Source organism: Ideonella lacteola, assembly GCF_038066555.1.
Lineage (GTDB): Bacteria > Pseudomonadota > Gammaproteobacteria > Burkholderiales > Burkholderiaceae_C > Ideonella > Ideonella lacteola.
The window spans coordinates 657,794-679,661 of sequence record NZ_JBBUTG010000001.1; the positions used below are offsets into that span (position 1 = coordinate 657,794).

Consider the following 21,868-nt stretch of genomic DNA (forward strand, 5'->3'; position numbering starts at 1 on the left):
GCGGGGCGTCAACGCCCTGTCGGGCGGAACAGCGCGGCGGTGGCCTGCGGATTCGAGGCGAAGTAGTGGTGGATGTAGCTCGCGGTAAGGCGACCTTGGCGGTACACCGCCTCGGCCGTGGCGCCGCCGTGGGGGTGGCGCCCGCGCGCTGCGGGCTGCATCTCGGTGCTCAAGGTCGAGTAGTGGAAGCTGTGGCCGCGCAGCTCGCCTTCGGGCAGTGAAACCGCCTGCAGGCCCAGCGCTGCCAGGCGCTGGCCCATCACGGCATGGCCGGGCAGGGCGCCGGCCATCGCGTGGCGTTGCCCTTGCGTGTCGGTCAATGACTCGAGCAGGTAGAGCAGCCCGCCGCACTCGGCCAACAACGGTTTGTCCTGGGCGATGTGGCGGCCGATGGCGTGGTGCATCGCCGTGTGGCGCGACAACGCGGCGGCATGCAGCTCGGGATAGCCGCCTGGCAGCCACAGCGCGTCGCAGGCGGGCAGGCTTGCATCGGCCAGGGGCGAGAAGAACACGAGCTCGGCGCCGAGGTCGCGCAGTACGTCGAGGTTGGCCGGGTAGATGAACGAGAACGCGTGGTCGTTCGCCACGGCGATGCGGGTGCCCGCCAGCGGTCGATCGGCCATGGGCTCGGCATCCGAGCGCTGCGGGGCGGGGAAGGCCACCGGTTCGGGCTCGAAGGCCGCGGTGGCGGCGGCATCCCAAGCGTCGGCCCATCGATCGAGCAGGGCATCCAGCTCGGGCATTTCCATCGCCTGCACGAGCCCGAGGTGGCGCTCGGGCAGGGCCAGCTCGGCGTCGCGGCGCAAGGCCGCCGCGAGCGGCAGCCTGGTGGGCAGGCTGCTGCCCACCATCCGCGCGTGGCCCAGGCTGCCGACCCGGTTGGCCACGACGCCGACCACCCGCGTATCGGCCCTGTAGCTGGCCAGGCCCAGCGCCAGCGCACCAAAGGTCTGCGCCATCGCACTCGCGTCGATCACTGCGAGCACGGGCAGCCCGAAGGCAGCGGCGAGGTCTGCGCTGCTGGGTTGGCCGTCGAACAGCCCCATCACGCCCTCGACGAGCACGAGATCGGCCGATTGCGCCGCCGCATGCAGCAGGCTCTGGCAGTGCGCCAGTCCGCCCATGAACAGGTCGAGCTGGTGCACCGGCGCGCCGCAGGCGCGTGCCAGGATCATCGGGTCGATGAAGTCGGGGCCTGTCTTGAAGACACGCACTCGGCGGCCACGCCGAACATGTGCTCGCGCGATGGCGGCTGTCACGCTCGTCTTGCCTTGGCCGGATGCGGGCGCGCTGACCATCAGCGCCGGGCACCTCGCCGCGCGGGTCACGGCGCCTGTACCGGGCGAGGGCAGACGGACAGGGTCGTTGCCGCAGGCGGGCACAGGTGCGCAGGCTGCACCAAGAAATGGAACATGGGAATCACCGGACACAACCAGGCTCCCGCTTCCCCGCAGGCACCTGTAACCAAGCGCGCGAACGCGCTCACTCGTTGGCCGGTATCCGGGCTGGCGGTGCGCTCCGAGAACCCTTCCCAGATACGTCAAGCATCCAGTGGGTATGTGCCTCGAAGCGAGGGCGATGCAGCGCTGGCCGCATTCATCCTCAACCGCTTACCGTTGCGGGGGCAGCTCAGGTTGGGGCCGCATCCGTCGGCACGACCCTTCCTGATTCCCGTTTAACTGCACCTGGCTTGAGACCAGGCACGAGCACCAAACCGAAAAATTATAGGCGGCTACCATGCCCCGATCATGAAAACCTGTTCGATGCCCGGGCTCTTGAGCCTGCCTTGGGGGCTCGAAGGCGCTGTACGTTGGCGAAGCTTCGATTACGCCCCACTACCCCTGGAGCGTAGGGCGTGTTCACACTATGCAGCCCCGTGCGAACGGGTTGTCCAGGGATGCAGGGCAAGGCGCCCGACGCCGCCCAGGCTGGTGCCTGGGCAAGTTGGGCAACGCCGCCATGCGCCCTGGGCGGCCCGTTCCCGAAGGGTTGCCACCAGAACCAGCCGCCCGCGGCGTTGCAAAGCCTCGCCGGGGCCGCACCCCGGCTTCGTTTTGCGCCTTGCGCTCGACCGGTTCTGGTGGCAACGCATCGGGGCTGCATAGTGTGAACACGCCCTAACCCATGACCGACCGCCACCTGGCATGGACCTGCGAGCGGCTCGGCGTGGCGCATGCGAGCGAGCTGTACCCTCATCTGCTCGACGAGCGCTTGTACCGATTCATTCCCGAGCGACCGCCCCGCTCGCTGGAGGCGTTGCAGCGCGAGTACGGCGAGTTCAGCGCTGGCGCACCTGAGGGCAGTGGCGAGGTGTGGCTGAACTGGGCGATTCGCAGCCCGTTGGCGGGGTGCGTGGGTACGCTTCAGGCCACGCGCTTCGCCGACGGGCTCATCTGGGTGGGCTACAAGATCGTTCCTGCGTTCTGGGGTCAGGGCTTCGCCACCGAGGCGCTGGCCTGGCTCGTGGGCGAGCTCGCGGAGCGCTTTCAGCGGCAGCCGATATGGGCCGCCGTCGATACCCGCAATTCCGCGTCGGTTCGGGTTCTGCAGAAGTGCGGCTTCGAGTTGATGCGTCGAGAACCCGCCGAACTCCACGGGGAGCCGACCGAAGATTTCATCTACCGCGCTTCGTCAACATGAAGGTCAAGGTCGCGGGCTCTGTGGTGGCATTGGTCCACATCCAGCAGTAGTCTTCTTCGGTGCGGGCCTCGATGGTCCCGCGCGACTGGGTGGCACCCTCGCCGCGGGCCGAATAGCGAACGGTCTGGCCTTCGTGGAAGTGGACATTGAAGTCCATCGGCGCGCCGGCTTCGAAGCGCCAATCCACCGCCGCACCTGCCGGAAGACGACCACAGACTTCGGCGAACTGCGCCGCACCCACGCGCACCTCGCGGCCAAAGCTGCCATCGGCCGACCAGACGATGTCGATGAGGTCGCCCTTCGCTGCGTGCGTGGGCGCGGCCCCGAACAGCGCCACGACCGTGGCCAGCGCTGCCGGGAAGGCGGTTCGTTGGTGTTGCATGGGGCCACTCTACGGGCGCATGGGCACCGCGTCTGCGGCGCTTTCCCGCTTGACCTTCCGACAGTGGCAAGGTCCATGCTGGTGGCCTGTCACGTTTAAATGGGAGTGGAGGGCGGTGCGAGACGGTATGCAATGCAAGGCGCGAAGCACAGCGATGCCTCGTGGCATCGCGTGCATTCGCAACGCCGCAGTGCGTGCCGTGTCCCGCCGGCAGCCGCTTCCGATTTGAGCGTTACAGGCCACTAAAGGCCGTCGACTGTCTGCAAGAGGGGCGGCATCCATCTGCTACGCTTTGCGCCGTGAGATTCGTTCGCGTCCTGCTGCTTGTGATGTTGGCGGCCATGCTCCCCCTGCGGGGCGTGATGGCGGCGGCCATGATGTGCTCGCCGCATGGGGGCGCCGATGTGGTTGCGCACCACATGCCGGCAGCCGGCGGCGCGTCACCTGCGCATGGCGAGGCCCATACAGAGGCCGATGCTCACGACCATGCCCATCAGCATGACGATGCAGGCCGTGGGGCAGGGGCCCAGCCCGAGCACCACCACGAAGGTGGTTCTGCCAGCCCGTTGCACCACCATGACGGCGCGCCGGGCACCGACTCTTGCAACCTCTGCTCCGCCTGCTGCTCGGTGCCTCCCGTGCCGAGTGCTGCCCCGGTGGTGCCGCTGCCGCGCGAGCCCGCCGCCGCGGTGTTCCCCACCGTGCAGGCGCCAGCGCCGACCTTCCAGTCTGAGGGCCCCGAGCGCCCACCCCGAAGCATCTGACCCTGCCAGGCCTCCGCGAGAGGCCTGATCGGGCTCGCGCGTTCGGCGCGGGCGTTGGCCGGCCCCTCGCGCCGGTGAACTGGATGACTTCGAACCATGCATCACAGCCTTTCCCGGCTGGCAGCGGCCATGGCGGCGAGCCTGCCGCTGCTGGCGCTCGCCCAAGGCCGCGTTGACCCGGCAGACCCGAGGGCGCCCACGCGGCCTCTGGCCCACCGCTCGGCCTTCGCCGACTACCGCGCCTTTCTAGACTTGGCCCCGGGCGACTGGCGCCGCCTGAACGACACCGTCGGCCGCGCTGCACTCCATCCGATGGCCACCGCGCCAGAGGCCGCGCCGCCGGTGGCCGCGCCCGGCACACCTGCCGCTCCCGCCGGATCCGCCGGATCCGCCCCATTGGCGCCGCCGGCCCACCAGCCCATGCACACGATGCCCGGACATCCCCATCACCCACCAGGAGGCCACCGATGAGGCGCCTCACCGCCACGGCGCTCGCGGGCAGCTTGCTCGCCGGTTGCGCCTCCTTCTCGCCCGACGGGGGATTCGATGCGGTCGATCAATTGGCCAAGGACCGCGTGGGTCACGCGCCCTCCTACCAACGGACCTCCGATCAGGTCGACGCGGCGCATCGGCGAGTGGCCGAGCTGCTCCAGCAGCCGCTGAGCGCCGACAGTGTGGTGGAGATCGCGCTGCTGAACAGCCGCGAGCTGCAGGCTCGGTACGCCGAGCTGAGGATCGCTGAATCCGATCTGGTCCGCGCGGGCCGGATCGCCAATCCATCATTCAGCTTTGGCCGGCTCTCGGGCAACGGCATGGTGGAGATCGATCGTGCGGTGATCTTCGACGTGCTGAGCGTGTTCACGATGCCGTTGGCGCGCCAGGTCGAACAGCAGCGCTTCGAGCAGGCCCAGTTGCAAGCGGCCTACGACACCGTGGGCGCAGCCGCCGAAGCACGGCGGGCCTTCTATGAGGCGGTCACGGCGCAGCAACTGGTGGGCTATTTCCAGCAGGTGCGCCAGGCGGCCGAGGCCTCGAACGAGCTGGCGCGGCGGATGGTGGCGGCCGGCAACTTCAGCAAGCTGGCCCAGATGCGCGAGCAGTCGTTCTACTCGGACGCCACGACGCAGCTCGCACGCGCCCAGCACCAGGCGGTGGCGGCGCGCGAGCAGTTGGTGCGTGCCCTCGGCTTGTCGGGGGACCAACTCGAATTTCGCCTTCCCGAGCGGCTACCCGATCTGCCCGCAGCGCCCGCCGAGCCGCGCGATGCCGAGCAGACGGCGATCGACAAGCGCCTGGACGTGCTGATGGCCAAGCGCGCCACCGAGGCCACGGCCCGGTCGCTCGGGTTGACGAAGGCCACACGGCTGGTCAACGTGCTCCACGCGGGCTACCAGAACAAGAGCGCCACCGGTGAAAGCCTCAGCCGTGGCTATGAGATCGAGCTGGAACTGCCTTTGTTCGACTTCGGCAGCGCCCGCGCGGCCCGCGCCGAGGCGGTCTACATGCAGGCGCTGAACCGCACGGCTGCCGTGGCGGTGAATGCGCGCTCGGAGGTGCGAGAGTCGTATTCGGCCTACCGAACCGCCTACGACCTGGCGAGGCACTACCGCGACGAGGTGGTGCCTCTTCGAAAGCGCATCTCCGACGAGAACCTGCTGCGCTACAACGGCATGCTCGCCAGCGTCTTCGACCTGCTGGCCGATTCGAAGGACCAGATCGCCGGCGTCGTCGGCGCGGTGAATGCGCTGCGCGACTACTGGATCGCCGAGACGAACCTGCAGACCGCGCTCACCGGCCGATCGCCAGGGGGCAGCAGTGCCGTCGGCGCCGGCCAGGCCCCGATGTCGGCATCACCCGCCGGCCATTGAAGAAGACCAGCACCATGAACCAACGCAGACATTTCTTCCGTGCCGCCGGTGCGACGCTGCTGGGCGCGGCCGGGGTGAGCCGCGCCGGAGCGGCGCTGCTGCCCGAGGCGGCGGTGAGCACCTCTGCCGCCACGCAGCCGCCACCGCCCCCCGCCAACGGCCGCCCCTTCCAGCCGCTCGTCACGCTCAATGGCTGGTCGCTGCCGTGGCGCATGAAAGACGGCGTCAAGGAGTTCCACCTGGTGGCCGAGCCGGTCGTGCGCGAGATCGCGCCGGGCATGAAGGCCAACCTCTGGGGCTACAACGGCTCCAGCCCGGGGCCGACGATCGAGGCGGTCGAGGGCGACCGGGTGCGCATCTTCGTCACCAACAATCTGCCCGAGGTCACGTCGGTGCATTGGCACGGCATCCTGCTGCCGTCGGGCATGGACGGCGTGACGGGGTTGACGCAGCCGCCCATCGGCGTGGGCAAGACCTTCATGTACGAGTTCGTGCTGCAACGCCCCGGCACCCACATGTACCACCCGCATGCCGACGAGATGGTGCAGATGGCGATGGGCATGATGGGCCTGTTCATCATCCACCCGAAAGACCCGAGGCAACACCGGGTGGACCGCGACTTCGGCTTCATCCTCAACGCCTACGACATCGAGCCGGGCAGTGCGACGCCGCGCGTCAACACGATGCTCGATTTCAACTTGTGGACCTGGAACAGCCGCGCGTTCCCCGGCATCGATCCGTTCGTGGCACGCACGGGTGATCGGGTGCGCATCCGCGTCGGCAACCTGACCATGGCCAACCACCCGATCCACATGCACGGGCCGCACTTCGAGGTGACGGGGACCGACGGCGGCTGGGTGCCGAAGTCGGCCCGCTGGCCCGAGGTGACCACCGACGTGGCGGTGGGCCAGATGCGGGCCTTCGAATTCGACGCGCTGGCCGGCGACTGGGCCATCCACTGCCACAAAAGCCACCACACGATGAATGCGATGGGGCACGGGGTGCCCACGATGATCGGCGTGGATCACCGCGATGTCGTTGAGAAGATCACCGGCTTGATCCCCGATTACATGGTGATGGGTGACCGGGGCATGCACGACATGGCCGAGATGGAGATGCCGCTGCCTGACAACACCTTGCCGATGATGACGGGCCAGGGGCCGTTCGGGCCTGTCGGCATGGGCGGCATGTTCAGCGTCGTGAAGGTCCGGGACCACGTGAAGCGTGGTGACTACACCGACCCCGGCCCGTACCAGCACCCGGCCGGCACGCTCGCCAGCGAGTACACCGCCGAGCTGGAGGCGCCCGCCCGGGCGGCAGCACCCGAGGCCGATGCGCAGACGCTGCAGGTTCGCAAGCCGGGTGCCCACGAGGGCCACGCTGGCCATTCCGGTCACTGACAGGGCCCACCGGGCGCCTATCGAAACTTCAGGAGCTTTCATGAACAAGACCTTGCCCACGGCAGCTGCTTCGTCTCCTGCATCAGGCCCAGTTCGAGCCTTGGCATGGGCACTGGCGGTGGCCGCCTGGCTGGCGCCGTTGGCCCCAGCTCAAGCGCATGGCAATGAAGACCACGCCGCTCCACGCAGCTACGACCCACGCCAGGTCGACGACACGGCCTTCGGCCGCGAAGGCGATCCGAAGAAGGTGGTGCGGACGATTCGGGTGGACATGGCCGATTCGATGCGGTTCACGCCCGCCCAAGTGACGATCAAGCGCGGTCAAACCGTGCGCTTTGTCGTGCACAACGGCGGCAAGGTGCTGCACGAGATGGTGCTTGGCACCGTCGAGGCGCTGAAGGAACACGCTGAGCTGATGAAGAAGTTCCCGGACATGGAACACGCCGACCCGAACATGGCCCATGTCAAGCCGGGCGCGACCGGCGAAATCGTGTGGCAGTTCACCCAGGCGGGTCGCTTCCAGTTCGCCTGTCTGCAGCCCGGGCATTTCGAGGCCGGCATGGTGGGCTCGGTCGACGTCCAGTAACGGCAGCACGGCCGCCCGCGGGCGGCCACTTCACCTTTCACACGCCACCTTTCAAACGTTCTCGGGTACCCACTCTCATGTTGATTCTTCGTCATTGTCTGAGCGCTGCGCTCACTCTGGCCGGCGGCGCGCACGCCCAGGCGCCGGGCGGCGACCCCGCCACGCCGCCCACGCCTTCTGCGTCCAGCGCGGCCGCGCCGCTGGCCCTGTCCGACGGCGAGGTCCGCAAGGTCGACCGGGAGCAGGGCAAGATCACACTGAAACATGGGCCGATCGCAAGCCTGGAGATGCCGCCGATGACCATGGTGTTCAAGGTGGCCGACCCGAAGATGCTGGACGGGCTCAAGGCCGGCGACCGGGTGCGCTTCGCCGCCGATCGCGTGAATGGCGCCATCACCGTGACGGCGATGCAGCCCGCAGCGCGTTGATGCGACGAGCCGCTGCGACGAGCTGATGCGCCGAGCTCCTGCACCGAGCTCCTGCGCCGAGCCGCTCAGATCTGGATCAGCCCCCACTGCAGCGCCACCAGCGTCAGCTCGGACTGGTTGTTGGCGCCGAGTTTTTGCTTGATGTGGTACAGGTGGGTGCCCACGGTGCTGGGCGAGAGCTTCAGGTTGTCGGCGATCTGGGCCACGGTTTGGCCGCGGGCGAGTTGCAGAAACACCGAGAACTCGCGCTCGCTCAGGGCTTCGGTCGGGTTGGTGTCGCCCTTCACCTGGGCCATGGCGAGGGCCCGGGCGGTCTGGGCATCGACATAGGCCTCATGCGCCGCCACGGCGGTCACGGCGGCGATGAGGGCGTCTGGTGCGCTGCGTTTGGTCAGGTAGCCGAGCGCGCCAGCCTTCAGCACCCGGCGAGGGTGGGCCGTGTCCTCGTGCGCCGACAGCGCGAGGATGCGGGCCTTGGGGTCTTGGGCGATCAGTCGACGCACGGCTTCCAGGCCGCCCATGCCGGGCATGGACAGGTCCATGACCACCACGTCGGGCTTCACCCGGCCGTATTCGGTGCAGGCCTGCTCGCCGGTCTGCAATTCGGCCACCACCTCCACCTGGGCATCGGTCAGCAGCATGCGAAATCCCATGCGGACAAGGGCATGGTCGTCCACGAGCATCACGCGGATCATTCGTTCTCCAAGGGCGCACACAGGCGCAACAGCACCCCATGGGGCGAGCAGGGTTCCACATCGAGCCGGCCGCCCAGGGCCTCGGCCCGCTCGCCGAGCCAGCGCAGGCCGTAGTGGCCGGTGCGGCGCTGCCAGTCTGGGGCCAGGCCCTGGCCGTCGTCTTGCAAGGTGAGGCAGACGTGGCCGGGTCGGGTGGTGAGCGAGAGCTGCAGGTGGCGGGCCTGCCCATGCCGAAGCGCATTGGTGATGCCCTCTTGGGCGGCACGGTAGAGCGTCAGTGCCAGCTCGGCGGGCAGGCTGGCCGCGCCCAGGTCGATCTGCAGCTCGATCTGGACACCGGGCTGAAGGCGGCGGGTGCGCTCGACCAGGTCGTTCAAGGCATCGGCCAGGCCGAAGTTGTCCAGCACCAACGGCGTCAGGCGCGGGATGATGCCGTGCATCGCGTCGTACAGGCGTGACGACTCATCAGCGATCAGCCGGGCCGCCTGCTCGGCTTGCTGATCCACCGTGCCCACCCGCTGCGCGATGGACAGCGCCATGCTGCGGATCGCGGTGACCGACTGGCCGAGTTCGTCGTGCAGCTCGCGCGCGATCAGCAGGCGCTCTTGCTCGACATGCTGCTCGATCCAGCGGGTGAGCTCGCGGCTGTCCGACAACTGCATTTCGGCGCGTACCGCCCGCCGCTCAGTCTCGATGTGGGCGTCGAGGTCGCGCACCATGTGGTTGAAGGCTAGGCCAATGGCGCCGGCTTCGGTGCCAGCCAGCGGCGGCAGGCTCACGTCGAAGCGGCCCGCTTGCACCTGGAGCAGCGCCTGCACGATCTGTCCGAAGGGGCGGGTGGTTCGCCCCACCAGCCAGAAGACCAGCGCATTGAGCACCAGCAGCAGCACGGCGGCTCCCCCGGCCAGCCAGCACATGTAGTCCCATGCGTCTACCGCAGCGCGCGACGCATCGGCGGCGATCACCAATCGGCCGTCGGGAAAATCGATGGACTGCGACGACGGCGGCGGGGCGATCAGGGCCGAGAACCAGTCCGGCGCACTGTGGCCGGCCTTGTAGGGCGACGGCGGCGAGCGGTACAGGCTGTGGCCCCCCGCATCGAACAGCTCGATGTCGTTCGAGCGCACTCGGCCCACGCCTTGCAGAAAGGCCAGCATCGCCGGGGTGCCCTGCGCCGCGTAGCGCCACGCCGTGCGGTTGAGCAACTGCGCGGCAACGCGATTGGCCGTCAGCACCTCTTCGTGCACCGATTCACGCAGGCTGCGCAGTTGCAGGCCGACCACCGAGGCGGCGAACAGCACGGTGAGCGCGCCGACGATCAGGTTGATCTTCAGCCGCAGGGTCATGAGGCGGGCAAGGCAGACACACACCGATGGTATCGGCCGAAGCCTCCCGCGCGAGTGCGCGAGGGCGGGGCGGTGGGGATTCATGAAAATCATGAGGCCGGAATCATGATTCGGGCCCTGTGCGGCGAATGGGCACCGGGCGAGGATGCGCCACGGGAGCGATGCCTCCCCGCTTCAGCCAACCGGCTGGCGCGCCACCTCGTGAAGGAGACCTGCAATGACCTGGCAAACCCCTGTGGCCATCGACTATCGCCTCGGCTTCGAAATCTCGATGTACGCGGCAGCTCGCTGACGCGAGAGGCTGAGACTAGTCCAGTGAAACGGAGAAATCGAATGTTCGCCGGTGTTTGGCAGGGTGCGCGGCAAGGCGCGGCCCGCAGCCCAGGCTGTACGCCTGGGCAAGGGCCGCAACGCCGCGGCGCGCCCTGCCAGGCACCGGCCCGAAGGGTGGGCGCCTGCCAGCGTCGCACTCGGCGTTGCCAATGCTCGCCGGGTGTCCAACCCGGCTGCGCTTGGCGCCTTGATTGCGCCACTGGCAGGCGCCCACGAACATCCGGTTTCTCCGTTTCACTGGACTAGGCCGCCCCCGGGTTGCCCCCGGGGGCCAACCGGCGGGGTTCTCATGCGCATCACGATCCTGGGCTCAGCCGCTGGCGGTGGCTTCCCGCAATGGAACTGCAACTGCCGCCTGTGCGACGGCGTGCGGTTGGGCCGCATTCGGGCGCAGCGCCGCACCCAGTCGTCGATCTTCATCGCCCCCGAGGGCGGGGTGGACGGCGTGCTCTTCAATGCCTCGCCAGACATCCTGGAGCAGATCCGCAGCCAGCCGGCGCTGCAACCGGCCCGAGCGATCCGCGACACCGCCATCGCGGCGGTGGTGCTGATGGACGGGCAGATCGACCACGCGACCGGCTTGTTCATGCTGCGCGAGCGTGGCTCGCCGCTGCCCCTGTGGTGCACCGACCCGGTGGAAGAAGACCTTCGCCAGGGCAACCCCATCCTGCGCGTGCTGGGCCACTATTGCGGGGTCGACCGCCACCGCATCGCCATCGATGGCGGCACGTTCGAGATCCCGGGCGTGGCAGGGCTCGGTTTCCGGGCCATGCCGCTGTCGAGCAAGGCTGCCCCCTATTCGCCGCACCGCGAGCAATCGGTGCCCGGCGACAACATCGGCATGCTGATCACCGACCGCCGTACGGGCCGCAGCGCCTTCTATGCGCCGGGGCTGGGCGAGATCACGCCGCCGGTGTTCGATGCGATGGCCGGGGCTGACGCGGTGCTGGTCGACGGCACCTTTTGGACGGACGACGAGATGATCCGCCTCGGGCTCAGCCAGAAGACCGCGCGCGACATTGGCCACCTGGCGCAATCAGGCCCCGGCGGCATGATCGAGTGGCTCGATCGGCTGCCGGCGCGCACCCGGCGGCTGCTCATCCACATCAACAACACCAACCCCATCCTCGATGAAGACTCAGACGAGCGCGCCGTGCTGCGCCAGCACCGCATCGACGTCTGCGAGGACGGGATGCTGATCCAGATCTGAGGCTGAGAGGCTTTCACCCATGCCCGCCTTGTCCGACAAACCCCTGGTGGCTGACGACCGCACCACGCCTTGGAGCCGAGTGGAATTCGAAGCTCGGCTTCGCGAGCGGGGCCGCTCGTACCACATCCACCACCCGTTCAATGTGATGCTCAACACCGGGCGCGCGACGCCGGAGCAGATCCGTGGTTGGGTGGCGAACCGCTTCTACTACCAGATCGCGATTCCGGTGAAAGACGCTGCCGTGATGTCGAACTGCCCGGATCGCGAGGTGCGGCGCGGCTGGGTGCAACGCATCCTCGACCACGACGGTTTCGAGATCGGCGGCATCAAGGACGAGGGGGGCATCGAGGCCTGGCTGCGGCTCGCGCTGGCGGTGGGCCTCACCCGCGAAGAGGTGCTGGACCAGCGCCACGTGCTGCCGGCGCTGCGCTTCGCCGTGGATGCGTATGTGAACTTCGCGCGCCGGGCGCCGTGGCAGGAGGCGGTGTGTTCGTCGCTCACCGAGCTGTTCGCGCCTGAGATCCACAAGCAGCGCCTGGCCACCTGGCCCGACCACTACCGGTGGATCGAGCCCGAAGGCCTGGCCTACTTTCGCAACCGGGTCAGCCAGGCACGCCGTGATGTCGAGCAGGGCCTGGCCGTGACACTCGACCACTTCACCACACGCGCCCAGCAAGAGCGTGCGCTGGAGGTGCTGCAATTCAAGCTCGACATCCTCTGGGCGATGAACGATGCGATGGCGCTGAAGTACGGAGTGCAGGCATGAACCTTTTGACCGACACCAGCCAGCCGCGGGTGGGCCCGGGCTTTCGGCTGCAATGGGAGCCGGCGCAGGAGGCGCATGTGCTGCTGTACCCCGAGGGCATGGTCAAGCTCAATGGCAGCGCGGGCGAGATCATGAAGCGGTGCGATGGGCAAAGCGAGCTGGCCGCCATCGTGCAAAGCCTGGAGCAAGCGTTCCAGACGCAGGGCCTGCGCCCCGATGTGGAGGCGTTCATGGAGATGGCCTCGAAGCAGGGGTGGCTGGTGTGGTCGTGAACACGCCAGCCTCGGCTCCACCTCGCCCCGGCCCCCCGTTGTGGCTGCTGGCCGAGTTGACCTACCGGTGCCCGCTGCACTGCGTGTTCTGCTACAACCCGATCGATTTCGCCGAGCAGACCCAGGAGCTGTCGACCGAAGACTGGCTGCGCGTGCTGCGCGAAGGGCGCGAGCTGGGCGCGGTGCAGTGTGGGCTGTCGGGCGGAGAGCCGCTGCTGCGCGACGACCTCGAGGTGATCGTGGCCGAGGCGAGGCGCCTGGGCTACTACACCAACCTGCTCACCTCGGGCGTCGGGTTCACCGCGGAGCGGGCCCAGGCCTTGAAGGCCGCGGGGCTCGACCACGTGCAGCTGTCGTTCCAGGATTCAACGCGCGAGATGAACGACTTTCTCTCGCACGCCAAGACCTTCGAGCTCAAGCGCCGCGTGGCGCAGATCATCAAGAGCCAGGGCTGGCCGATGGTGATGAACGTGGTGCTTCACCGCTACAACATCGATCACATCGACCGCATCATCGCGTTGGCCGACGAGCTGGGTGCCGAGTACATCGAGCTGGCCAACACCCAGTACTACTCGTGGGCGTTCGTGAACCGGCAGCAACTGCTGCCCACGCGCCAGCAACTGCAGCGGGCCGAGGCGGTGACCAACGAATGGCGCGAAAAGCTGGCCAGCCGGATGAGGCTGTTCTTCGTGGCACCGGACTATCACGACGGCAAGCCCAAGAAATGCGTGAACGGTTGGGGCAGCACCTTTCTCACGGTGACGCCGGACGGCACCGCGCTGCCCTGCCACACCGCCAAGATGCTGCCAGGCCTCGCGTTCCCGAATGTGCGCGAGCACAGCGTGCGCGACATCTGGTTCGACAGCGAGGGCTTCAACCGCTACCGTGGCACCGGCTGGATGAAGCAGCCCTGCGCCAGCTGCGACCAACGCGAGCAAGACCTGGGTGGCTGCCGCTGCCAGGCCTACCTGATCGCCAACGACCCGGCCGCGGCCGACCCCGTCTGCCCCAAGAGCCCGCACCACGCGCTGGTGCAAGAGGCGGTGGCGCAGGCCGAGCGCGGCGGCGACGCCGTCATCGAGCACCCGCTGGTCTTCCGCGATCCGGCACAGTCGCGCCGCCTGGCGCGCGAGGCGGCAGCCGACACGGCGGGCTGATCCGCCCGCTGTGGCGGTAGGCCCTACTTTGCTTCGACCAGCTTCTTCAGCTGGGCCAGACCACTCTGGTAGACGCCCGTGACGGCGCGCACGGCGGCCTCGTCGTTCTTGTCGGGCGGCGGGTCGTTGTTGGGGTAGCCGCGGTAGAAGGCGCCACGCCATTCGACGATGCTCTTGGCGCCCTCAGCACGCACGCTGATCGTCGAGGTGTAGTTGGTCACCGGCAGGGCACCGCCGTCTTTCGCGCGGTAGCTGTAGCGCATCTTCGCGTCGTCGTAGCTCTCCAGCGTTTCCGTCAGCTCGCCACCGTCGCGCAGCTTCAGCCGCCGCACTGAGCCTTCGGTGTTGCCCTGATCGGCCGGGCTCTCGGCCACGGCGGGGTGCCAGTCTTTCAGTGCATCGAAATTGCGGATGCGCGCCCACACCGCCGATGCGGGCGCGTCGATGGTGATTTCTTCAACCACCTTCTGACGGGTGGGGCCGTGGGCCAGGGTGGGCAGGCAGAAGCCGGCGAGGACGGTGATCGCGAAGGCGCGGCGAGCGAGGGTGGGGTGGGGGTGGGTCATGGGACAGGGTTGCCGATGAAGGAGCCAAAGCCACGGCTGTTGCGGCCGGTGGCGATGTGGGTGAGCGTGCGGCCCGAGCGGGCATCGAGCACGCTGACGTTGTCGTCCATCCAGTTGACGACGTACACCCGGTCGGCATGGGCTGCCACGCCTTCCGGGTAGCCGAAACCGTCGAGCGTCTTCACCACCGCCAGGTGGCGGGTGTCGATGACACTCACCGTGTCGGCATGCTGGTTGGTGATGTAGAGCAGCTCGCCGCCGGCGGCGAGGGCTGCGCCGTAAGGCGCGCGTCCTACCGGCACGGTGGCGATGCCGGTGCGCTGCCGGGTGTCGATCACGGTGACATCGTTGCTCATCACATTCAAGGCGTAGAGCCGATCACGCTCGGGATCCAGCAGCAGGGCGAACGGGTGCTGGCCCGCGGGGATGCGGCCCAGCACGCGGCGCTGCACGACATCGACCACCGCGATGCGGTCGTCGTCGCGCTCGGCGACGTAGACCGTGCGGCCGTCGGGCGCCACCGCCACGCCGGCCGGCGCGCGCCCGAGCGGCACCTCGCCATAGGCTCGTTCGGGCGCCAAGGTGTCGATCAGCAGCAGCCGCTGGCCGAACCAGTCGGCCACGGCCAGCAGGCGGCCATCGGGTGAGGCGTCGAGGCCCACCGGGCCGTCGCCGGCGGGCCAGGTGGCGACCACCGACTGGCGCCGCATGTCGATCACCGAGATCGTCCGGCTGTCGGGGTTCGACACGTACACCCGGCCGCCGCCGCTGGAGGCCACCACCCCCGCGGGCGACCGGCCCACGGGCACCGAGGCCACCACCGTGTCGGTGGCGAGATCGATCACCGAGACGTCATGGCTGCCTTGGTTGGTGATGTAGGCGAACGGCGCCGCACAGCCGGCCGACATCGCGAGCCCGGCCAGCAGGCCCGCCAGCACGCGAGGTGGGCTGCAGCACGGCGAGCGCCGCAAGCGCGCGTGGGCCATGCTGTCTACTTGGGTCCTGGCTGGATGAAGCAGGCCTGCTTCACGCGCGCCTGCAGCTCGCGGTAGCGCGAGACCTGCGGCTTGACGGTTTCGTTGTCGCGCAGCTCGCCGCCACGCTCGCCGCCGATCGTCATCGCGTTGACCACGGTCGTCATCGTGACGTAGTCGTCGTACTTCACTTCGCTGGCCATCTTGTCGAGCGCGCACGAGCATTTGTTGACCATCTCGTAGTACGGACCGGGATGGGCGCGCATGCAGTCCTGCACATAGAGCACGCGGTCGATCGTGGGGAAGTCGTTGGCGCGGGCCGGCGCGGCGGCGATCAGCGCGGCGCTCGTGGCCAGCGTCGAGCCCAGCAGGCGATGAAAACGGGTGGGCGTGTGCATCATGGTTCGCGCGGCGTCGGTGGGACGCCGTCGGCTTGAAGTTCTTCGACGAGCAGCGGCTCGGCGCCCTGCGCTTCGGCCGCCACCCAACTGCGCAGCGCATACACCCCGCCGGGCACTTCTTTCGACAGCGAGAACACATACCGCTTGCCCGCCAGTGTCTCGAAGCGCGACCGCATCGGGTCGTCGAGGTACGGCGCGATGCTGATTTCGCGAACGGTGACCTGGCCATCGCGGTAGGGCCGCTTCAGCTCGCGGATCGTGGCGCCTTCGTAGACAGCCATGCGGATGCGTTTGCGGAAGTAGTTGTGCTGGCCCTTGGTGAGGCGCTGCATCTCGTGGATGTCGCGTTCCAGAAAGCTCAGGATCACCGGGTTGCCTTGGGCGGATTCGATGTCGGGCAACTGCACCCGCCTCGTCGGCGACAGGAACTCGGTGTGCGCGAGGCAGCAACTGCCGTCGGGCTGCCGGCTCAAAGTGACGTTGACGTCGTCATCGAAGCCTGCCTCCAGCGTGCCGGATTTGCGGTAGCGGTAGTGCAGCGTGGCAGGCGGCGACACGCCCGCGAGCTGTGGGTCGATGAACAGCGCCTGCTCGGCCTCGGAGAAATCATCCGCCGCGAGGCAGGCGCCAGGTGCCGGGAGCGCCACGGCCAGCCACAGCGCCAGCCGATGCAGCAGGGGCCGGGTCATGGCTGCGCCGCGGAGTACGACTCGTCCACCAGCGGCACACCGTAAGATTTCAGGATGGCCTGGATCTCGGGCATGCGCGATTCGATCAGCGACTCCACCTGCTGCTTCCACTCGCGCTCGCCGTAGCGCACGCCCATGGCCATCTGGTAGTCGAGCCGGATGCCGGGCTCCGACTTCATCGGCACCACCACCAGTTGCGGGCTTTTCACGCGCTGGGCGAAGTACCCGGCGATGGGCCCCCAGACGATGGCCACGTCCAGCTTGCCGGCCGCGAGGTCTTTTTCGATGATCTCGCCGGGGTACTGCTGCGGATCGGCATTGAGCATGGCGTAGGGCACGCCGCGCTCCACCAGGCCATGGCGGCTCAGCCAGTCCGAGGCAGGCGATCGGTCGTAGATGCCGATGCGAAGCTGGTTGAGCTTCTCGGGGCCGAGCCGAAGAAAGTCTTCGCTGGAGGTCACGCCGTCCAGGCCGCGCCCGCGTGGATAGACCAGCGCATAGGTCGAGCGGTAGTACGGCTTGGTGACCGAGACCTGGTCGAAGCCCACCGGCACGCTGATCACGATGTCGCACGGGTAGTCGGCGCCGGGCAGCTTGTAGCGCAGCGTGTTGCGGATGAAGGCCATGCGCTGCGGAAACGAGTAGTACGACACCGGCAGGCCCAGGGCCTTGCCGAAGACTTCGGCGATCTGGTTCTCGAAACCCTCGCCGCCGGTGCTGGAGAAGGGCAGGTTGTTCGGGTCCTGGCACACGCGCAGCGCGGTGCGCGGCTTGGGCGCATCGGGCTTGGCCGCGTCTTGCGCGAACGTGGCGGTCGACAGCGACCAGCCCACGGCCGCGGCCATCACCACGGCGAAGAGCCTTCGGGCGGCGGCGAAGCGGGTCATGGCAGTTGCTCCACCTTGGCGCGGGTGATCGCACCGTCGGAGCGGCCCTTCAGGTAGGCGTAGAGCTGGTTGATGTTGTCCATCACCACCGGGCTGTTGCCGAAGCTCTGCATGCCCTTCTCCAGGCGGCCGTCCCGCACGGTCTTGATGAATTCATCCTTGGTGAGCGTCTTCAGGCTGTTGACCAGCGAGGGACCGACGAGCCCTTCCTGGTTGGCGCCGTGACAGCGGTCGCAGGCCGCCTGTCGCCAGGTGCGGAAACCCTTCATCGTTTCCTGGTCCACCTTGTAGCCTTCTTCCACGGTGTAGAGCGGCGGCTCGGCCGCCTGGGTCGTCGCGGCCATCACGCCCAGCCACCCACAGAGAATCACTCGAAGCATGTTTTGGTCATCCACAAAGAAAGCAGGGGGGACGACGCCCGCAAGCGCCACCCCCCGGCTTGGCTCAGGCCTCAGCCGTGTTCGGCCTGATGCGCATCGGTTGTTGCATCAGTTCGGCAGGGCGAACACCGTCAGCGAACCACCCAGTTCGGTGTACTGGTTCAGTTCGCGGTAGCCGCCCACGGCGCCCAGGCCGTCCGTGTCCTTGTCCAGGCCTGCGGCCATGCCGATGCCGGCCCAGCCACCGATGCCCGAGAACACGCCCATGTACTGCTTGCCCTTGTGCTCGTAGGTGAACACGTTGCCGATGATCCCGGAGGGCGTCTTGAACTTGAAGAGCTCTTTCTCGATGTTCTTCTTGTCCACGCACTTCAGGTAGCCCTCCAGCGTGCCGTAGCAGCTGAGGCCGCCGGCCGTGTTCAGCGCGCCGGACCACACCGAGAACTTCTCGGCCTTGCTCTGAACGATCTTGCCGGTGCCCGCGTTCCAGGTGATGTAGTTGCCCATGCCGCCGTGGCTGTTGGGCGCCGGGAACATCGACAGCGTGGCGCCGACGTACGGCTGACCTGCGGTGTACTCGACCTTGAACGGCTCGTAGTCCATGCAGACGTGGTTCGTCGGCACGTAGAAGAGCTTGGTCTCCGGGTCATACGCCGCGGGCTGCTGGTCTTTGCTGCCAAGCGCCGCAGGGCAGATGCCCTTGGTGTTGACGTCGGGGCCGTTCTGCGCGGTCGAGTACTTCGACACCACCTGCGGCCGGCCGGTCTTCATGTCGACGTGCGTCGCCCAGTTGACCTGCGGGTCGTACTTCTCGGCCACCAGCAGGGCGCCGGTGACCCGGTCCATGGTATAGGCGAAGCCGTTGCGGTCGAAGTGCACCAGCGCCTTGGTGGGCTTGCCCTTCACGTCGATGTCGGCCAGGATCATCTCGTTGATGCCGTCGAAGTCCCACTCGTCGAACGGCGTCATCTGGTAGACCCACTTGGCCATGCCGGTGTCGACGTCGCGGGCCCAGATGGTCATCGACCACTTGTTGTCGCCGGGCCGCTGCGAAGGGTTCCAGGTCGAGGGGTTGCCCGTCCCGTAGTACATCAGGTTCAGCGCCTTGTCGTAGCTGTACCAGCCCCAGGTGGTGCCGCCGCCGGTCTTCCACTGGTCGCCCTTCCAGGTCTTGAGCGACGAGTCCTTGCCCACCGGCGCCATCTTGCCGTCGGTCCAGGTCATGGTCTTGTCAGGGTCCATCAGCATCTCGGCATCGGGACCGGTGCTGAAGCCCTTCCAGGCCAGCTTGCCGTCTGACAGGTTGTAGGCGGCGATGAAGCCGCGCACACCCCATTCACCACCCGAGATGCCGGTGATGACCTTGTCTTTGAAGACGTGCGGCGCGTTGGTGTTCACGGCCCCGAGCTTCGGGTCGCCATTCTTCGTCTGCCACACCAGCTTGCCGGTCTTCGCGTCGAGCGCCACCAGCATCGAGTCGGCCTGTTGCAGGATGACCTTGCCCTCGGCGTAGGCGAGGCCGCGGTTGACGGTGTCGCAGCACATCTGCGGGATCACGGCCGGGTCTTGCTTCGGCTCGTACTTCCACTTGATCTTCTGGGTGTCCAGATCGATCGCGAAGACCTTGTTCGGGAACGGCGAGTGCAGGTACATCATGCCGTCGACCACCAGCGGCGATCCTTCGTGGCCGCGCAGCACGCCGGTGGAGAAGGTCCACGCGACCTGCATCTTGCCGACGTTGCCGGTGTTGATCTGCTTGAGCTTGCTGTACCGCTGGTTGTACATGTCTCCAGCCTGCATCGCCCAGTTCTTCTCGTTGGCGATGTTCTTCTCCACATCCGCGTTCGCGAGGGTCAGGCTCGGCAGGGCCAGCACGGCCAACCACAAACGCGACCAGGCGGGCCGGCGAGATTGCCCAGATTTGCGCATTGCTTGTCTCCTTGTTGAAGTGACCGGAGCCCGGCCTCGCGACGCCATGCCTGCAACGGCTGGCACCCGTGGCACCCAGAACTCGGCAAAGCGCCTGTCCGCAATTTCTGCGCCCGGCTTGCGCGGGTGCTTCGGACCGGCCGGTGCCGACTGGGTCAGATTGAGCAAGCGATGTGTGCCGGGTGCGGCGCAGGTGTCTCGGCACGCCACGCCTTCGCAGGTGAATGGGCCGGTGGCTTCAGGGATCGCCCCAATAGGGAAAGTATGGGGAAGCGCGATCCGGGGTCGGGCACGTCACAGGGCTCATGGGCGAGGCTGGCGTCTCACCCCGCTCACGCACGCCACACCGCGTGTGTCCACGTCGGCACAGAGTGTTTCATCGTGGGCGGCGCAAGCGTTCGTCGGTTCGCACGGCGCCCTGCGCCGGATGCTCCGGCTGCGAGCGGCCCGCGCCTTGCTAGTTGGCACGGCATCGATGTGTCACTGCGCGGCCTGTGCGGCGCCTTGGTCATGAATGCTTCCAACCCGATGCGGGCGCCGGGCCCGCGCATCCACCGGTCTGTGGCGCGGTGGGTCGCCTGGGCGCGTGGGGCGCTGCAGGACACCGCATCGCGGCCGCGTCGTGGGCCGGGTGATCTGGTGTGGGTGCTTGCCGTGACAGCCTGTACCTACGGTCTGGCGGTGTGTTTCGAGTGGCACGAGCAGCTGGGTCGCTGGCTGGCGCGGTATGAACACTGGCAGTTGGATGAACTGCCGCTGGCGCTGGCGGTGCTGGCGTGCGGCCTGGCCTGGTACGCGTTCCGGCGGCGGCGCGAGGCCTGGTTGGAGGTGCGCCGCCGCGAACAAGCCGAGAGGCATGTCAGCGCCTTGCTCACCCACAACCGTGAGCTGGCGCAGCGGCTGATCTCGCTGCAGGAAAGCGAGCGTCGCATGCTGGCGCGCGAGCTGCACGATGAGTTCGGCCAGCGCTGCAGCGCCATCCGTGCCGAAACGGCCTGGCTGCGGCGCTGTGCGGTGGGCGACCGCGATGGCATGCTCGCTGCCGCACGCCGCGCGGACAACGCCGCGCACGATCTGAATCAGCTGGTGCGCGATCTGCTGCGCCGCCTGCGGCCGGCCGATCTGGATGCGCTGGGCCTGGTGGCGGCCTTGCAGGCGCAGTGCGAGGCCTGGGAGGAACGCAGCGGCGTGAGCTGCACCTTCCACCATGAGGGCGTGCCCTCGTCACTGGGCGAGTCGGTCGACATCGCCATCTACCGCACGGTCCAAGAAGGCCTCACGAACGTGATGCGCCACGCCCGGGCTTCGCAAGTGCGCATTCGACTCGTTCGGCCTTCGCCGGACGCTTTGCAACTGATCATCCATGACGATGGCCGCGGCATGGACGTGACCGCAGCCACGCGGGGCCTGGGCCTGCTGGGTGCGCGAGAACGTGCCGCTGCCGTGGGTGGGCGGCTCGATGTGACCAGTCGCCTGGGGCAAGGGGTTCGGCTGGCCCTGCATGTGCCGCTGGCCGCCACCGAGCCCTGCACTGTGGACCAGCGGGAGGCGGCGTGATCAGGGTGCTGCTGGCCGACGATCACCCGGTGGTGCGCAGCGGCTACTGGCGCCTGCTCGAGCAATCCGACGACATCCGGGTGGTGGATGAAGCCAGCGATGCGGACACGGCCTACGCTGCTTATGCCGCCGAACGGCCGGATGTGCTCGTGACCGATCTGTCGATGCCCGCCGGAGGGGGATTGGGGCTGATCCGCCGTGTGCTGGCGAGGCAGCCTGAGGCGCGCATTCTCGTGTTCAGCATGCATGACGGGCCGCTGCTCGTGCGCCGCGCCTTCGAGGCCGGCGCGCGCGGCTACCTCACCAAGTCCAGCGCGCCCGAGCGCTTGGTGGATGCAGTGCGCGCGCTGCACGCCGGGCGACGCTACCTCGACCCCGATCTGCCGTCCGGCCTGCTGCATCACGATCCGCTGGACGAGGCGGCGCGCCTGTCCGCCTTGAGTGGGCGCGAGTTCGAGATCTTCCGCTTGCTGGCCCAGGGGCATTCGCCCAAGGAATGCGCCGACACGCTCAAGCTCAGCGCGAAGACGGTGTCCAACCACCAGACGGTGATCAAGGAAAAGCTGGGCATCACCACCTCGGCCGCGCTGGTTCACCTGGCGATGCGGCACGGCGTGATCTCGACGGCTGGCGCGTGA

The 21,868-nt window shown here is 67.9% G+C and carries 25 protein-coding genes and 1 riboswitch; of the genes, 14 read left to right on the top strand and 11 right to left on the bottom strand.

The genetic code is table 11. The features are described from left to right. Positions 1-8: 8 nt before the first annotated feature. The gene (locus AACH06_RS02815; protein WP_341424075.1) at positions 9-1,298 is read right to left on the bottom strand and encodes a cobyrinic acid a,c-diamide synthase CobB; all 1,290 of its coding nucleotides are present in this window, start codon (positions 1,296-1,298) and stop codon (positions 9-11) included. Between the two features lie 176 nt (positions 1,299-1,474). After that, a riboswitch (cobalamin riboswitch) is annotated at positions 1,475-1,727 on the bottom strand. Between the two features lie 397 nt (positions 1,728-2,124). Between AACH06_RS02815 and AACH06_RS02820 the strand changes: the two genes are divergently transcribed. Next, complete coding sequence (locus AACH06_RS02820) at positions 2,125-2,640, top strand: GNAT family N-acetyltransferase (RefSeq protein ID WP_341424076.1); 516 nt, start codon at positions 2,125-2,127, stop codon at positions 2,638-2,640. On the opposite strand, the gene AACH06_RS02825 is transcribed toward AACH06_RS02820, so the two are convergent. Continuing rightward, the gene (locus AACH06_RS02825; protein ID WP_341424077.1) at positions 2,615-3,022 is read right to left on the bottom strand and encodes a hypothetical protein; all 408 of its coding nucleotides are present in this window, start codon (positions 3,020-3,022) and stop codon (positions 2,615-2,617) included. The genes AACH06_RS02820 and AACH06_RS02825 overlap by 26 nt on opposite strands. Before the next feature lie 299 nt (positions 3,023-3,321). Here AACH06_RS02825 and AACH06_RS02830 point away from each other — a divergent pair, with 299 nt between their 5' ends. From AACH06_RS02830 to AACH06_RS02855, 6 genes are all read left to right on the top strand, one after another. After that, entirely contained in the window at positions 3,322-3,786 is a 465-nt protein-coding gene (locus tag AACH06_RS02830; protein ID WP_341424078.1) for a hypothetical protein, read from the top strand. Positions 3,787-3,882: 96 nt separating this feature from the next. After that, positions 3,883-4,257, top strand: coding sequence for a hypothetical protein (locus AACH06_RS02835; RefSeq protein WP_341424079.1), 375 nt, complete (start codon positions 3,883-3,885; stop codon positions 4,255-4,257). Beyond that, positions 4,254-5,654 (top strand): TolC family protein, encoded by a 1,401-nt coding sequence (locus AACH06_RS02840; RefSeq protein ID WP_341424080.1) that lies wholly within the window; start codon positions 4,254-4,256, stop codon positions 5,652-5,654. The genes AACH06_RS02835 and AACH06_RS02840 overlap by 4 nt, the downstream gene beginning before the upstream one ends. 14 nt (positions 5,655-5,668) lie before the next feature. Further along, a complete protein-coding gene (locus AACH06_RS02845; protein ID WP_341424081.1) occupies positions 5,669-7,054 on the top strand; it encodes a multicopper oxidase family protein in 1,386 nt (461 codons plus the stop codon). Positions 7,055-7,094: 40 nt separating this feature from the next. Continuing rightward, on the top strand, positions 7,095-7,640 hold the full coding sequence (locus AACH06_RS02850; RefSeq protein WP_341424082.1) for a cupredoxin domain-containing protein: 546 nt from the start codon (positions 7,095-7,097) through the stop codon (positions 7,638-7,640). A gap of 77 nt (positions 7,641-7,717) precedes the next feature. Beyond that, positions 7,718-8,068 (top strand): copper-binding protein, encoded by a 351-nt coding sequence (locus AACH06_RS02855; protein WP_341424083.1) that lies wholly within the window; start codon positions 7,718-7,720, stop codon positions 8,066-8,068. Positions 8,069-8,133: 65 nt separating this feature from the next. Here the strand turns inward: AACH06_RS02855 and AACH06_RS02860 are convergent, their stop codons facing one another. Further along, the gene (locus AACH06_RS02860) at positions 8,134-8,763 is read right to left on the bottom strand and encodes a response regulator (protein ID WP_341424084.1); all 630 of its coding nucleotides are present in this window, start codon (positions 8,761-8,763) and stop codon (positions 8,134-8,136) included. After that, positions 8,760-10,109 (bottom strand): HAMP domain-containing protein, encoded by a 1,350-nt coding sequence (locus AACH06_RS02865; RefSeq protein ID WP_341424085.1) that lies wholly within the window; start codon positions 10,107-10,109, stop codon positions 8,760-8,762. The genes AACH06_RS02860 and AACH06_RS02865 overlap by 4 nt, the downstream gene beginning before the upstream one ends. A 217-nt stretch (positions 10,110-10,326) precedes the next feature. On the opposite strand from AACH06_RS02865, the gene pqqA reads away from it, so the two are divergent. The 5 genes from pqqA (at position 10,327) to pqqE (ending at position 13,847) form a co-directional block, all read left to right on the top strand. Further along, entirely contained in the window at positions 10,327-10,401 is a 75-nt protein-coding gene (gene pqqA / locus AACH06_RS30155; RefSeq protein WP_423221979.1) for a pyrroloquinoline quinone precursor peptide PqqA, read from the top strand. Between the two features lie 330 nt (positions 10,402-10,731). Continuing rightward, the gene (gene pqqB, locus AACH06_RS02870; protein WP_341424086.1) at positions 10,732-11,652 is read left to right on the top strand and encodes a pyrroloquinoline quinone biosynthesis protein PqqB; all 921 of its coding nucleotides are present in this window, start codon (positions 10,732-10,734) and stop codon (positions 11,650-11,652) included. Between the two features lie 19 nt (positions 11,653-11,671). Next, positions 11,672-12,418: a pyrroloquinoline-quinone synthase PqqC gene (pqqC, locus tag AACH06_RS02875; RefSeq protein WP_341424087.1), complete on the top strand. Its 747-nt coding sequence runs from the start codon at positions 11,672-11,674 to the stop codon at positions 12,416-12,418. Then, on the top strand, positions 12,415-12,690 hold the full coding sequence (gene pqqD / locus AACH06_RS02880) for a pyrroloquinoline quinone biosynthesis peptide chaperone PqqD (RefSeq protein ID WP_341424088.1): 276 nt from the start codon (positions 12,415-12,417) through the stop codon (positions 12,688-12,690). Before pqqC ends, pqqD begins: the two co-directional genes overlap by 4 nt. After that, positions 12,687-13,847 carry a pyrroloquinoline quinone biosynthesis protein PqqE gene (pqqE, locus tag AACH06_RS02885; RefSeq protein WP_341424089.1) on the top strand — a complete coding sequence of 387 codons (1,161 nt, stop codon included), beginning with the start codon at positions 12,687-12,689 and terminating at the stop codon, positions 13,845-13,847. The genes pqqD and pqqE overlap by 4 nt, the downstream gene beginning before the upstream one ends. 23 nt (positions 13,848-13,870) lie before the next feature. On the opposite strand, the gene AACH06_RS02890 is transcribed toward pqqE, so the two are convergent. The 7 genes from AACH06_RS02890 to xoxF all read right to left on the bottom strand — a co-directional run bounded on the left by AACH06_RS02890 (position 13,871) and on the right by xoxF (position 19,673). Then, complete coding sequence (locus AACH06_RS02890) at positions 13,871-14,413, bottom strand: SRPBCC family protein (protein ID WP_341424090.1); 543 nt, start codon at positions 14,411-14,413, stop codon at positions 13,871-13,873. Then, positions 14,410-15,399: a YVTN family beta-propeller repeat protein gene (locus tag AACH06_RS02895; protein ID WP_341424091.1), complete on the bottom strand. Its 990-nt coding sequence runs from the start codon at positions 15,397-15,399 to the stop codon at positions 14,410-14,412. Before AACH06_RS02895 ends, AACH06_RS02890 begins: the two co-directional genes overlap by 4 nt. A gap of 5 nt (positions 15,400-15,404) precedes the next feature. Beyond that, a complete protein-coding gene (locus AACH06_RS02900; RefSeq protein ID WP_341424092.1) occupies positions 15,405-15,788 on the bottom strand; it encodes a hypothetical protein in 384 nt (127 codons plus the stop codon). Beyond that, the gene (locus AACH06_RS02905) at positions 15,785-16,477 is read right to left on the bottom strand and encodes a hypothetical protein (protein ID WP_341424093.1); all 693 of its coding nucleotides are present in this window, start codon (positions 16,475-16,477) and stop codon (positions 15,785-15,787) included. The genes AACH06_RS02900 and AACH06_RS02905 overlap by 4 nt, the downstream gene beginning before the upstream one ends. Then, complete coding sequence (locus AACH06_RS02910; protein WP_341424094.1) at positions 16,474-17,364, bottom strand: substrate-binding domain-containing protein; 891 nt, start codon at positions 17,362-17,364, stop codon at positions 16,474-16,476. Before AACH06_RS02910 ends, AACH06_RS02905 begins: the two co-directional genes overlap by 4 nt. Further along, positions 17,361-17,744, bottom strand: a complete 384-nt coding sequence (locus AACH06_RS02915) for a c-type cytochrome (RefSeq protein ID WP_423221975.1) — start codon at positions 17,742-17,744, stop codon at positions 17,361-17,363. The genes AACH06_RS02910 and AACH06_RS02915 overlap by 4 nt, the downstream gene beginning before the upstream one ends. Before the next feature lie 108 nt (positions 17,745-17,852). Continuing rightward, positions 17,853-19,673, bottom strand: coding sequence for a PQQ-dependent ethylene glycol dehydrogenase XoxF (gene xoxF / locus AACH06_RS02920; RefSeq protein ID WP_341424095.1), 1,821 nt, complete (start codon positions 19,671-19,673; stop codon positions 17,853-17,855). Between the two features lie 510 nt (positions 19,674-20,183). Here xoxF and AACH06_RS02925 point away from each other — a divergent pair. Then, on the top strand, positions 20,184-21,230 hold the full coding sequence (locus AACH06_RS02925; protein WP_341424096.1) for a sensor histidine kinase: 1,047 nt from the start codon (positions 20,184-20,186) through the stop codon (positions 21,228-21,230). After that, positions 21,227-21,868 carry a response regulator gene (locus tag AACH06_RS02930; protein ID WP_341424097.1) on the top strand — a complete coding sequence of 214 codons (642 nt, stop codon included), beginning with the start codon at positions 21,227-21,229 and terminating at the stop codon, positions 21,866-21,868. Before AACH06_RS02925 ends, AACH06_RS02930 begins: the two co-directional genes overlap by 4 nt.